The organism is Paralteromonas sediminis (assembly GCF_003820355.1).
GTDB classification, from domain to species: Bacteria; Pseudomonadota; Gammaproteobacteria; order Enterobacterales; family Alteromonadaceae; genus Alteromonas_F; species Alteromonas_F sediminis.
Genome location: NZ_RPOK01000003.1, coordinates 477558 through 490530, shown reverse-complemented (window position 1 = coordinate 490530; position 12973 = coordinate 477558). Strand labels below are relative to the sequence as shown.

The window sequence follows — 12973 nt, the reverse complement described above, 5'->3', positions numbered from 1 at the left end:
CAAATAAAATTGGACAATGAATTTGTTATTATATATTGTGTCAATTAAGGGTAATAAATTATTCAATTGGGTCTTGGGGGCAGTAGCCACTATGCGAGTTAATCTGTTGAATGTAATGCTAATACTAGTGACGTTATGTGGCTCACAGTGCTTGGCTGATGAAAAACAGCCCACTGAACAAGACGCGCTGGCGTTTTATAATACTGTGATGGGCGCTGATCCTATACTTCCTGCCAATCTGGACGCCAAAACGATAGGGTGCGCGCTAAATGATAAGCCTATTTCAAGCGACTATCTGAATTCTCGACAGGCGCGTTATGAGCAGCATGGATGGGAAGGCAGAGTAAGTGCAGACTGGTCATTCTTTCAGGGGGACGACAGTGAAGGGCGTATAACGGTTATTGATTTTAGACATCAAGATAAGGGTGTGAGTTATCGTTACTTGTCTAACGGCACCCAACACAAGGTTTACGAGCCTTGGAGTTCTTCTAAAGTGCTGGCGTTTACCGGTGCAATTTCCCAAGCAAGAAAAGCGGGTGTAAGCGATGTGGGGTATGTCGGAGAATTTGCGCTTGCCGACCTTATCACCAGTGTGAATAGCTACGAGGCGTTTGGTAAGGCAGACGGAAACAGCAATGCTATTGCAAGCTATTTTGTTAACCTGGCGGGCCGTGATTACTTGACGGCACTTTTTCATGATGAATGGCTAAAGTTATCAAATGAAAAGATATTTTTCCGTGGAGCTTATGGCACAGACGTATTCGACCCACTCTCTTCAGAATGGCGCGACGAGGAAAGTGAAGAGGTTGCGGTTTTTTCTGGTTTTACGCGCAACAGCGAAGACCCTGGGTATCGTTCTTACCGCTGTGATGATTGCGGCCTCACTGGCAATAAACCCATGACGACGCTCGCCCAGGCAGAGTGGTTAAAGCGTTTGGCAGCACATGAGCGCGATCCTTTAACGCAGCATCCTGAGCTGAAAGTAGAAGACATTCAATTGTTGTTTTACGGTGTAGGCCATACGCAAGAAGGTGCTGAGGCCGGAGGCATGCTTGCGGGGATCAGCCATGCATTGAGTCTAGCTATTGCTCGGCATATTAGTAGTGATGCAGACCTCACATCTAAAGACGCGAAGCGCGTTTTAGATACAGCGACCAATGGTGAATGGCGTATTTTCCAAAAAATTGGTTGGGGTCCAAGTGAGACACGAAATACGGGTGAAAATGTCATGTTAGCGCACGTATGCTTACCTGAATATCAGGGGGGGCGCGAGTTCACTGTGGCAGCCCAAGCGTCTCATCCCGAAGCGAAGGAATCTTCCGTTGGCTATTCTGGAATGAAAATGCAACGATTGCTAGATACCAGCATAGCGAAGCTGTTAGCAACTCAATAAGGAAAGCAATGTTATCTGATCCGTTTTCTTATATCGCCTCACTGCTCTTCATTGCAGGTGTCCTCAAGGCAGTTGAGGTACACAGTCGATGGCGACTATTTTCTGTGTTACCTGCCATCGTTCTTTTGTATTTTCTCGTGATGGTTGCGTCCACCCTTGGTCTGTGGGAAAAAAGCGCAGATATGAGCAATGCTTATAAAGTTATGAGAAATAACTTGCTTCCGGCAATGATTTTTCTAATGTTGCTTCAGGCTGATATGCGTAAGATCATTCAGCTTGGTCCGCGTATGCTAGTCGCTTTTTTGTGTGCAGCACTCACGATAGGTGTGGGTTTTATCGTATCTTTTTCACTGTTTCAGTCGCAACTTGCCGCTGATGCGTGGAAAACATTTGCTGCGCTGTGCGGCAGCTGGATGGGCGGTACAGGCAATATGGCGGCTATTCAGCTGGCACTTAATGTCCCTGATTCCAGTATGGGATATACCCTGCTCATAGATTCTATTGATTACGCAATGTGGGTGATGTTCCTGTTAGCGCTTGTGCCGTTTGCGGGACGCTTTGCAGCCTGGACTGGTGCAGATACACAGGCCATCGAAAAAGTGAGTAAGGGACTGACACAGGAAAATAACCACCAAGAGCAAGATAAAACGTTTAGTCTGCTGTTTTTGTTAGGTGTTGCCCTGACGGTGTCTGCAGTCTCGCAATATATCGCCGGGTGGCTGCCTGTGTCAGCTTATTTTACCACCACTGCTTGGACCGTACTTTTAGTCACTGTTTTTGGTGTGGTGGGGGCCATGTCGCCATTGTCACGGCTGTTTGGTGCGGTGGAATTGTCCAATCTCATGCTGTATTTGATTATTGCGCTGATCGCGTCGAGAGCCGATTTTGCGGAACTCACTCAGGCGCCAGTCTACATTATCGCTGGCTTAGTCATTCTTGCTGTGCATGGCAGTTTGATGGTGTTACTTGCCAAGTTATTTAAGTTTGACCTATTTACCATGGGCATTGCTTCGCTGGCCAATATAGGGGGCGTTGCGTCAGCACCAATCCTCGCCGCCGCCTACTCAAGAGCCCTCATACCGGTTGGTGTATTGATGGCTATGCTGGGTTACATTATAGGCACTGCTGGTGGCCTATTGGTTGGCCGCATACTAGCCGCAATTGCAGGAGTACAGTAAATGCATATATACAGGAAAGCGGCCTACATCCTATCGGTTTTTTGGCTCTCGGTTTGTGCCAATGCTCTGGCTGAATCAGGAAGGTTTACATCGGATGTAATAGGTGTAAAAGAAGACCATTTTTCGGTGTCGTTCTGGATAGATAAATTAATTGAACCAGAAAAAGAGCTTATGGATGCTGAGCAAATAAAAGAATTTAATACGCAACTGATCAACGAAAATCCCCACGTTACCAATCCTCTTTCAGTTCCACGCACATTGAGCAGAGAAGCGCTTTCAGACAAACTGATGTCGATCAGCAGTCGGCCAGGATATCCGCGCTTTTATCTTGACGGACGAGAGCTAACCGACGCTGACTATGCTAAGTATGAAGCTTCACTCAACCGAGAAGCGATTCAAGAATCCAATACGGTAGAATATGCACTCGTTGTAAAACGCACCGCGTTGCGAAAGTATCCTACAAAAGACAGGGTGTTGAACTCAGGTATGGATGCTGATTTAGACCGCTTTCAGGAAACCGGCGTGTTCCCGGGTGATGTCGCTGCCGTTTTGCACTACAGCGCAGACAATAAATGGGCGCTGATACAGGTTTTTCACTACATCGCTTGGGCACCAGTGGAAGATTTAGCTGTCGGCGAAAAAGCGCAGATTAAGCGCTTTTTAGATGCGCCAGAGCGACTCGTAGTAACCGGTGCCAAGGTCTTTACTAACTATGTCCCAGACAACGCACTCGTCTCTGAGGTGCAGTTAGATATGGGGGTGTCGTTGCCACTGATGAATGCCAGCAATTTTAAGGGGTCTATATACGGTCAAAACCCTTATGCTTCTTATGTGGTTGAGTTACCTGTGCGCGATGAGCAAGGTGGACTGACGTTTAAACCGGCGTTAATTGCCCGTCATCACGATGTGCACAAAGGGCTATTGCCTCTCAATGAGAAAAATCTGCTTGCACAGGCGTTTAAATTTTTGGGTGAACGATATGGTTGGGGCCATGATTACAACGGTCGTGACTGCACGGGCTTTGTGGGTGAAATATATCGCACCTTCGGCTTGTTAATGCCAAGAAATTCCGGTGACCAAGGGTCAACTGATTACGGCATTAATACGCGTTTCAAGGATGCGAGTCTGCACACAGAAAAAACAGCTGCGCTGGCTAATATGGCCGTTGGTGACCTTATTTATATACCAGGCCACGTAATGATGTATATCGGTGACTATCAGGGTGAGCCTTATGTTATCCATGCCGTAAAAGGGCTGGGTTACAACAATGATCAAGGTCAATTTTACAGCGGTACCTTAAATGGAGTGTCTGTAACGCCACTTCTTCCGCTGAGAACCAGTCAAGAGACCAGCTACCTTGACCGTATTTACAACATTAAACGCCTTTATGGCCAACAATAAGAGAGACCTTTGATGGAGCAAGTGTTTTCTCAGTACGACACACTGGATTGGATAGTTTTTGCTGCATACGGTGCTGTACTGCTTGCCACAGGGTGGTTTTTTAATCGACGCTCAGCCAATAGTCAGGATTATTTCCTTGGTGGAAACAGTATGCCCGTATGGGTGGTGGCGATTTCTGTTCTGGCTACGTCGCAATCGGCCGCCACGTTTTTAGGCGGTCCGGATCAAGGGTATCGGGGTGATTTATCATACCTGACCACCAATATAGGGGCTATTATCGCGGCTTTGCTGGTATCTGCTTTTTTAATTCCGCGTTTCTATCAACATAAGGTGTATACGGTATACCAGTTGCTCGAACAACGATTTGGTGAGAGCGCCAAGCAGCAAGCAGGTATTATGTACCTGTTTGGCAGGGTGTTTGCCAGTGGTGCCAGACTTTATATGGCGGCCATTGCGGTTTCCATGATCTTATTTGGCAATTTTGAAGCCAGCAGCGTTGTTTGGTCTATTGTACTCATGACCGCTATCGGCTTGCTGTATACGGTATACGGTGGCATAAGAACGGTTATTTATAGCGATGTTGTGCAATGTGTTGTTTATGTTAGTGCGGCGATATTAGTCATTTATTTCTTGCTTGAGGCGATTCCCGCAGACCTGCCTGCCATTGTTAGCGCACTGCAGGCGCCGGCCCCTGATATGGAGTCTAAGCTAAGTCTGTTTCATTTTGACCTCGATTTTTCACCGTCAGGTGTGTTTAACTTTTGGTCCATAATGACGGGATTTGTACTCTTGAATGTCGCTGCTTTTGGATTAGATCAAGACATGACGCAACGCGTACTCACGTGTAAAAATGCAAAGGAAGGCAGTAAAGCCATGTTGTTCTCTGTAGTGATGGTGATCCCTGTTATGTTTTTGTTTATCTGCATAGGACTGCTGCTGTTTATCTACTATCAGCGCCCGGATATTATGAGCCAGTCGGGCTCGTTAGAGGGCACACCAAACTTCCAAGGTGAGAATGTCACCATTTTTATGTATTACGTGCTTAACCAAATACCCGCTGGTGTTAAAGGTTTTGTGACCATAGGTATTATCGCGGCCGCGCTGTCTACGCTCAATTCAGGACTCAACTCGATGGCGTCTGTGTTGGTTCAGGATATCTACAGGCCTTATCAGCTAAAAAGAAACGTAAATCATGCCGAAAAACACTATGTCAAAGCCGGACAAATCGCCATGATTATCGTCGCTGTGGCCCTGGCAGCTATGGCTTGCCTCTGCTACTACTGGCAACAATATACAGACATGCCTCTCCTGCAATTTGCGCTGAGTGTAATGGTATTCTCGTACAGTGGATTACTCGGTGTGTATTTGATCACTCTCTTTTCTGCTAGAGGGTCCAAAAACTCAGTGACAGCAGCCCTGGTTGGCGGCTTTGTTAGCACACTATTTATGCAGCCCTATGTGATGCAAAGTGTACTTCCTAGCGAATATCATTTTAGTCTTGGGTTTACATGGCAATTATGTATTGGTACTGCCATTTCAACCCTTATTTGTTGGCTTGGTAAAGCGCAAACCAAGCAAAACGATCAATTACAACCGGCAGTATCATCATGAATTCAAATAGCCAACAAGAAAATAATGTAACGGATCAATTATTGTCTCAATTAGAGACGATTACGTCTGAGTGTCGCAATCCGAATACATTAGACATCGATTTACTCTCCACTCGTCAAATTGTTGAAAAAATAAACCGGGAAGACCATCTTGTTGCAGGTGTTGTTGGAAAGGCATTAGATAATATTGCGATGGCTGCTGACAAAATCGTCGAGGCTTTTAAACAAGGCGGGCGTCTCGTTTATTTGGGAGCCGGTACAAGTGGCAGAATGGGTATTTTAGATGCCGTTGAGTGCTTACCTACATTCAGTGTGCCAGCGGGTATGGTTGTTGGCATAATTGCAGGCGGTGACAAGGCTATAAAAGTGGCTGTCGAAGGAGCAGAAGATGATGGCGACGGGGCCATTCGCGATCTAAAGAATATTGGGTTTTGTGAAAAAGATGTGTTGGTTGCTATTGCTGCCAGTGGTCGCACACCTTATGCGATATCTGGACTTGAGTATGCGCGCGCCATTGGTGCTGTGGCGGTGGCAGTGGCGTGCAATAAGGGGGCACCTATGTTTGAAGCTGCTGATATTGCAATTTGCGCGGAGGTGGGCCCTGAGGCGCTTACAGGCTCAACCAGAATGAAATCTGGAACTGCACAAAAAATGATCCTGAATATGCTGACTACGGCCAGCATGATACGCATTGGCAAATCGTATGAAAATCTTATGGTAGATGTAAATGCCAGTAACGAAAAGCTCAGAGCACGTGCCATAAGGATTGTTATGCAGGCATCAGGCTGCCAAAAAGAGGTTGCTGCACAGGCACTTAAGCTTGCGGGTAATAGCGCTAAACTAGCTATTCTGATGGTATTGACCGGGCTTGGTGCGCAAGATGCCAAAGCCCTTTTAGACAAGAACCACGGATTCTTACGTGCGTCAGTAGAGGACAAACAAGGCAATGACTAAGTGGTTGTGGTGCGCCATTTGGGTGCTGCTGTTTTTAGCAGGCCCCTCTGCGTATGCAGATAGTGAACAAAAAACGTTTTTGCTAGGTGCTGAACGTCAGGACATCTACTTGCCTTTGCTAAAAGATAAACGTGTAGGCTTGGTAGTGAATGCGTCGTCCAGAGTTGGACAGGCGCACTTAGTCGACACTTTGTTAGCAGACAAGATGGATATTGTCAGTATCTTTGCCCCTGAGCACGGCTTTCGTGGCGATCATGATGCCGGCGCTAAAGTAGAAAGCGGGCTTGATCCAGTCACAGGGATTCCGATCATTTCTATCTATGGCAAGAATAAAAAGCCACAGCCTGACGTATTGCAAAACATCGATGTGATTGTGTTTGATATTCAAGATGTTGGGGCGCGCTTTTACACTTATATCAGCTCAATGCATTACGTAATGGAAGCTGCTGCGGAACAGGGCATTGAGATGGTGGTACTCGACCGGCCCAATCCCAATGGCGCATTTGTAGACGGGCCAGTTCGCGAACCCGGTTTTGAATCGTTTGTGGGGATGCATCCTATACCATTATTGCATGGCATGACAGTGGCTGAGTTAGCCAGAATGATAAAGGGTGAAAAATGGATAAATGCCGCCCAAGAACTTATCCTTCACACCGTGCCTATGCAGGCATATCAAAGGCAAATGCCTTATTCTTTGCCTGTGCCTCCTAGTCCAAACTTACCTAATGACCAGTCCATTCAGTTATATCCATCACTGTGTTTATTTGAGCCGACAGTGGTGAGTGTTGGCAGAGGGACAGATTTTCCTTTTCAGGTGATAGGACATCACGCTGTTGAACTGGGAACATTTACATTCAAACCTCGATCTATTCAGGGTGCAGCAAGCAACCCAAAATTGAAGGGAAAGACACTGTTCGGTATCGACTTGCGCAACAGCGACATAGCGGGCTTGGATTTGGGATTATTGTTTGAGGTGTTCAAAAAGTTCAAAAACACTGATACCCCATTTTTTACCTCACCTGACTTCTTCGATAAGCTCGCAGGAACTGACAGGTTAAGAAAGCAATTGGAAGCGGGAGAAACATGGGAACGGGTCAGAATGTCATGGCGCACAGACCTGGCTGACTTTCGACTGGCACGTCAGCCCTATCTCTTATATCCCTAAGTCAGGAGTCTCTGAATTCGCCGACAACGGTACGGGTTTTTTCGAGGTATTGTCTGCCTTGTCGTGACGATTGTGTAATGGCAATGAATACCATATCAATAATAAATTCTTGGGCCGTGCGTGCCAGAATTGAAGACAATCTAGTCGCCTCTTCTTCAGCGACAGAGAATAATTTGACGTCAGCGAGGTCGGATATAGGGGTACTGCCAAAACGAGTGAGTGAAATAACCTGACTGCCATTTTCTTTGGCCTGATTCACCACTCTGACCACTTCTTTGGTGCTGCCAGATTCACTGATAGCAAAAACCAGGTCGCCTTTTCCAAAGGTTGAGGCAATAGCAAGCTGGGCATGACCATCAGGCTCTTCTATCGCAAACAACCCAAGTTTCTGAAGTTTGTATGAAAAATCTTTACCGACAAGTGCAGAGCCACCCAGGCCGCAAATTAGAATGCGCCTTGCCGACTTAATAATTTCTACCGCTTTACTGATTGGCTGAGGATCATTGAGGTGCTTAGTTTCATTCAGCACAGCATGTTTACTGGACAGCAACTTGTCAGCAATTTGATTCAGGTCGTCACTCAGGGTGATTTTCCCAGTCAGTTTATTGTCGCTGGCCTCACCATTAAGCGCATCAATCACACCAAGTTTGAATGCAGGATAACCTTTATAGCCTAACTTCTGAGCGAACTTCACAACGCTGGATTGACTCACTCCAACCACTTTGGCCAATTCTTGTGATGACAACTCACGCAAAGCATTGGCTGAGGATAAGGTAAAATTGGCTAATTTGAGTTCACTGGCTGACAGGCTGTTTTTGATAGCTCTTATTTTTGTAAAAGTCGACATGGTTCAGATAAATTTTTTATTCTTTAAGATTATTCTAACGCAATTTTAAATAATTACTATTCTGTTTGTTTATTATCCTAAAAATAACGTATTTAAGCTGGTAAAAAATTAAAATAATATTTTATTTCCATTTGCCATTTATTTTTGAAAGAAATATTGCCTGCTTGTAGTGTGGTTATTCTAAATGACCACCTTTACAGCTCTAAATTCTGACTAGACTTTCCAAATAATGCCACGTTTGTACATGCCAAACATCACTAGGTAGCTCACAAGCAAAAACAGCAAAGCGAAAGCCAGTGAGCCGTTGTAGTTTCCAAATACAGGTTGCAAGGCACTGGCATATAGCCAGCCTTGAAATGACGTCTGACCCACTGGGATCATGATTAGAATCCTAGCCAACACACCGGCGAACATAAAGAAAGCGATGCTATTGGCACCAAAGACTACGAAGGGCGCAGTCCATTTCCTGAAGCCTTTCATATCAATCAAAAATAAACACAGTGCCAGACTGAGGCAGGCCAGTCCCGAGCTCATCAATACGTAGCTTGGCGTCCAAAGTGCTTTATTAATAGGTACAACAAACGATAAAAATTCCCCGGCCAAGTATCCAGCTATCCCTACTAATGCGAGCATGAGGGTCTTTCGTGACAAGCTAGCATTGCTGGCCAGCCACTGGCCAGCAAAAACACCACTTAAACAGGTTGCAACGGCTGGCAAGGTGCTAAATATACCTTCAGGATCAAAAGGAAAGGGTGTGGCTTTTGGGTAATAGACATGCGCAGAGCCGAATACGACACTGTCCAGCCATGCCGCGAAGCTATTGCCAAAATCAAACAGCCCAGAATAGGCATTGCCTTGAGCATCATAGTAGACGGCCCACTGCATGCTTGCCCAATATCCTAGCATTAATGCACCAAAGGCAATAATTCTGCCTCGATTGTTCAGCCACAACATAAGCATCAGTGTAAGTAGAAAGACAATGCCAATACGCTGCAAAACGCCTGGCAAGCGTATTTCTACAATTCGATCAGTCCACCAGTTGTAGTTGGGATCAAAGGTGTTGTAATAAAACACTGCCAGAAAAAGGCCGAGTAAAATAAGCTTAGTGCAGCGTATTAACCCTTGCTTGAGTATTGCGCTATTTGGTTGACCCTTCGCAAGTTGCTTAGGGACTGACAGGCTCATTGAAAGCCCAACAATAAACACAAAAAACGGGAATATCAGGTCTGTGGGTGTCCAGCCGTGCCACTCTGCGTGTAATAGTGGTGGGTACACGTACTGCCAACTGCCTGGGTTATTCACCAAGATCATGGCGGTAATTGTAATACCCCGTAATGCATCTATAGCAAGCATTCTATCCTGAGATAATTTAGACATTACCTCACTGATATGACTGGACAACCAAGACACTACTAGTGTGCCTTTTTAGAAATGGAAACAGGTAAGCTTCCTTTGGCTTCAATGTCTCCCACCATGACTTTGACAAGCGCATTAAATATTGGGCCTGACACTATGTCAGTCTCTGCATCAATAGAAATGTTATACGAAAACGCGGCCATTTGCGCATCGCTAACGTCTTCAAACTTCTCATGGATATAGGGCGTGCGAAGAGTAACGAAAGCCAGGGGAGTGTTGTTGTCGTGATAGTACTCGGCAATTTTTTGCTGTGCAGCCATTACCTGTTCTGGTGTAGAACGAATTTGTACTGCGCTGGCATCATTGGCGACTTCTGCAGGACTTTGCTGAGGCGAAATGTCACCTAAAATTACCAGGTCAACGGCTGAGTCTGACGGGGTAAACGTATCGTCTACCGACGCCAAATGTTCGCAAGTCACATTAACCGAAGGCTTGTACTTGGCGAAAGCAGACTCCATTGCTTTGCATCGCATGTCGTCGGGCATGTACATCAGCACGTTGGCATCTTCTTTTGTAATAGGGAAAATGTCATTGTTTTTAACCATCACAATAGAGGCATCCGCCAGTTCCTGCTCGGCGGCTCTGTGGACTCTGCTTTCCTGATACTCAGCTGCATTTTTGACCAGGGTTTCCAATGGCGCTTTTGCCCACTCTTGAACCTTGTACTTGTCTTTTAGATCAGTGATACGCTTTGCTGATGCGAGAACATCGTCTCTGTCCAGCTCGCCAGATTCAACAGCTGCAACTAAGGCGTCTAGTAGGTTACTCACTAAAGAAACGTCTTCAGGGCTGCGGATGTATAAAGGCATCAATGCAATGTCACTGCCTGCTTTAAAGGTTTCGATGACGGCTTGAGTTTGCTCAAAGAAATGCGCTATACCGTGCATATCGAGTGCATCAGTGATTACTACACCCTTGTAGCCCATATCGTCACGTAGTAAATCCCTTAGAATTTTTGAAGACATAGTGGCAGGCACTATGCTGTCTGTTCCGTCTTTAGTGACAAAAGTAGTATTGTCTAAATTAGGAAACTGTATGTGCGCAGTCATGATCATGTCTACATCACCATTTGACACTGTGTATCTAAACGGTGCTAAGTCAACACGTTCAATTGTATCGCGATCATGAGACACCAATGGCAGGCCTACGTGGCTGTCTACCGTTGTATCTCCGTGCCCAGGGAAGTGTTTTATAGCAATGGCCACACCGGCTTGTTGCATCGCTTCCATTTGAGCCAAACCTAACTTACCTACCCACTCAGGATTTTCAGAATAGGAGCGAACGTTAATAACCGGGTTCTCGGGGTTAACGTTAACGTCTACCGTTGGCGCAAGGTTCACGTTAAAGCCCAGCACTTGTAAATCCTGACCAATGGCAAAACCGGATGTTGAAGCAAATTTGGTATCAAAATTAGTATACGTTGCACCTATGGCCATGTTGCCCGCGAATGCCGAAGCAAAATCAGGCGGAATACGCACCACCCGTCCGCCTTCCTGGTCGACAGAAATGAGTAACGGTGGGATGCCTGCCTCTGCGGCTAAATTCTGAATTTGATGATTCAGAGCAATGATTTGTTCGGTTGATTGCAAGTTTTCAGCAAACAAAATAATACCGCCAATCTTATCTTGGGTAATGATAGGCTTTAATTCATCTGGGATAGATGTAGTAGGCGTTCGACATGCATTGCCTTTTGTGCCATCGGTGCAGAAGTGACGAATGTCCAGCATGAGTTTTTGCGCCAGTGCGTCCCTGATCTGTTCACTTGATGATGCGTCTGAAGGTGCTGCAGCAGCTTCTTTTTCCTGGGATTGCGGTGAGCAAGCCGTCAGCAAAAGGCCACATGCAACTAGCATAGACTTGGTTGTGCTAGTCATAAATGTTGCTTTCATAATGCATATTTCCGATAGTAAGTTACTGTAATCACTCTAGATTTATTGGCAATTCGACGTGTTTCTCTACGTCTGCCACTCTATTCTTTGTAGTATTGTCAACGTTGTCATTATGTTGGCATTTTAGTAAAGGTGCAATGGTTTTTACATAGGATCAACAAAATGACAACAGCAATTTATGTATTTCTGCGCTCGCATTGAGCAAGTTTCTTGTATTTTTTGCTAACGCGTGCTTGTTTTTAAAAGATGTATTTCCTCTCATGATTTTATGCTCGGCGACTAGGTAACGACAAAATGAAAAAAGCGTTCGGAATATTAGGTTTTATTTGCTTTACACTGGCTGGTTGCAGTCTGTCGTCGAATAGGACAACGGATAATAAACTGATGCCAAATGACTTTATCATCGTCAATGACCTCGTTAAGGAAGCGCACTTCGATATCAAGTACTATGGTAAAGACAACTTTGTTGGCACACCCGTTGATGGCTATGATGCACCACTGTGTGTGTTGCAAAAACGTGCGGCTGAAGGGTTAGTGAAAGCTTCAAATGCAGCCCTTAAGGAGGGTTACCGCTTGAAAATATTGGATTGCTACAGGCCACAGCGAGCTGTTTCGCACTTTGTCCGATGGGCGAGCAATTTAGCCGACACAGTAACCAAAACCCACTACTACCCCAATATTCCTAAAAGCACTTTGCTCGGACCTTATATTGCTGAAAAGTCTGGACACAGCAGAGGGGCAACATTAGATGTGACGTTAGAAAAGCGTTCGGCAGAGAACACGTGGGAGCCGGTAGATATGGGTACACCGTTTGACTTTTTTGATCCTCTATCACACACAGTAAACAGTGAGGTAGGCGAATCGGTTCTTCAAAACAGACAGCGATTAATTCGTTATATGCAGGCAGGCAATTTTGTGAACTACGAGTTAGAGTGGTGGCATTTCAGTCAACAGGAACAGGTGTATCCAAATACCTATTTTGACTTTCCTTTGCAACTAACAACTGACAATACGCGTTAGGGCGGCACCTGATTTGACTGGCGCAATAGGAGTCATGTTGCTATATAAAATATTATTAAATATTCCAGTTTAAGAAAATAAAATATTTACATGTGAGCCC

10 protein-coding genes are annotated in these 12973 nt (G+C 45.5%); 7 read left to right on the top strand and 3 right to left on the bottom strand.

The annotated features are described in order from the left end of the window. The first annotated feature begins 91 nt into the window (after positions 1-91). The 6 genes from DRW07_RS11250 to DRW07_RS11225 are packed head-to-tail and all read left to right on the top strand — an operon-like array spanning position 92 to position 7701. Positions 92-1393: a hypothetical protein gene (locus tag DRW07_RS11250; protein ID WP_165870480.1), complete on the top strand. Its 1302-nt coding sequence runs from the start codon at positions 92-94 to the stop codon at positions 1391-1393. Positions 1394-1401: 8 nt separating this feature from the next. After that, positions 1402-2571, top strand: a complete 1170-nt coding sequence (locus DRW07_RS11245; RefSeq protein WP_124028007.1) for a DUF819 family protein — start codon at positions 1402-1404, stop codon at positions 2569-2571. Continuing rightward, positions 2572-3972 (top strand): NlpC/P60 family protein, encoded by a 1401-nt coding sequence (locus tag DRW07_RS11240; RefSeq protein WP_124028006.1) that lies wholly within the window; start codon positions 2572-2574, stop codon positions 3970-3972. Positions 3973-3993: 21 nt separating this feature from the next. After that, positions 3994-5583 (top strand): sodium:solute symporter, encoded by a 1590-nt coding sequence (locus DRW07_RS11235; protein WP_124028187.1) that lies wholly within the window; start codon positions 3994-3996, stop codon positions 5581-5583. Beyond that, positions 5580-6536: an N-acetylmuramic acid 6-phosphate etherase gene (gene murQ, locus DRW07_RS11230; protein WP_124028005.1), complete on the top strand. Its 957-nt coding sequence runs from the start codon at positions 5580-5582 to the stop codon at positions 6534-6536. The genes DRW07_RS11235 and murQ overlap by 4 nt, the downstream gene beginning before the upstream one ends. Further along, positions 6529-7701 (top strand): exo-beta-N-acetylmuramidase NamZ family protein, encoded by a 1173-nt coding sequence (locus DRW07_RS11225; RefSeq protein ID WP_124028004.1) that lies wholly within the window; start codon positions 6529-6531, stop codon positions 7699-7701. Before murQ ends, DRW07_RS11225 begins: the two co-directional genes overlap by 8 nt. Before the next feature lies 1 nt (position 7702). Here the strand turns inward: DRW07_RS11225 and DRW07_RS11220 are convergent, their stop codons facing one another. From DRW07_RS11220 to DRW07_RS11210, 3 genes are all read right to left on the bottom strand, one after another. Beyond that, the gene (locus tag DRW07_RS11220; protein ID WP_124028003.1) at positions 7703-8548 is read right to left on the bottom strand and encodes a MurR/RpiR family transcriptional regulator; all 846 of its coding nucleotides are present in this window, start codon (positions 8546-8548) and stop codon (positions 7703-7705) included. 213 nt (positions 8549-8761) lie between these two features. Continuing rightward, positions 8762-9925, bottom strand: a complete 1164-nt coding sequence (locus DRW07_RS11215) for an acyltransferase family protein (protein ID WP_124028002.1) — start codon at positions 9923-9925, stop codon at positions 8762-8764. Positions 9926-9960: 35 nt separating this feature from the next. Then, positions 9961-11838, bottom strand: coding sequence for a glycoside hydrolase family 3 protein (locus DRW07_RS11210; protein WP_165870479.1), 1878 nt, complete (start codon positions 11836-11838; stop codon positions 9961-9963). 309 nt (positions 11839-12147) lie between these two features. On the opposite strand from DRW07_RS11210, the gene DRW07_RS11205 reads away from it, so the two are divergent. Continuing rightward, positions 12148-12873 carry a M15 family metallopeptidase gene (locus DRW07_RS11205; protein WP_205665393.1) on the top strand — a complete coding sequence of 242 codons (726 nt, stop codon included), beginning with the start codon at positions 12148-12150 and terminating at the stop codon, positions 12871-12873. The last annotated feature ends 100 nt before the right edge of the window (positions 12874-12973 follow it).

Excerpts from the sequence above, each read along its gene's own strand:
- DRW07_RS11240 (WP_124028006.1), top strand. The coding sequence starts at position 2,572 with ATGCATATATACAGGAAAGCGGCCTACATCCTATCGGTTTTTTGGCTC.
- DRW07_RS11210 (WP_165870479.1), bottom strand. The coding sequence starts at position 11,838 with ATGACTAGCACAACCAAGTCTATGCTAGTTGCATGTGGCCTTTTGCTG.
- DRW07_RS11225 (WP_124028004.1), top strand. The coding sequence starts at position 6,529 with ATGACTAAGTGGTTGTGGTGCGCCATTTGGGTGCTGCTGTTTTTAGCA.
- DRW07_RS11205 (WP_205665393.1), top strand. The coding sequence starts at position 12,148 with ATGAAAAAAGCGTTCGGAATATTAGGTTTTATTTGCTTTACACTGGCT.
- DRW07_RS11250 (WP_165870480.1), top strand. The coding sequence starts at position 92 with ATGCGAGTTAATCTGTTGAATGTAATGCTAATACTAGTGACGTTATGT.
- DRW07_RS11245 (WP_124028007.1), top strand. The coding sequence starts at position 1,402 with ATGTTATCTGATCCGTTTTCTTATATCGCCTCACTGCTCTTCATTGCA.
- DRW07_RS11215 (WP_124028002.1), bottom strand. The coding sequence starts at position 9,925 with ATGTCTAAATTATCTCAGGATAGAATGCTTGCTATAGATGCATTACGG.
- murQ (WP_124028005.1), top strand. The coding sequence starts at position 5,580 with ATGAATTCAAATAGCCAACAAGAAAATAATGTAACGGATCAATTATTG.
- DRW07_RS11220 (WP_124028003.1), bottom strand. The coding sequence starts at position 8,548 with ATGTCGACTTTTACAAAAATAAGAGCTATCAAAAACAGCCTGTCAGCC.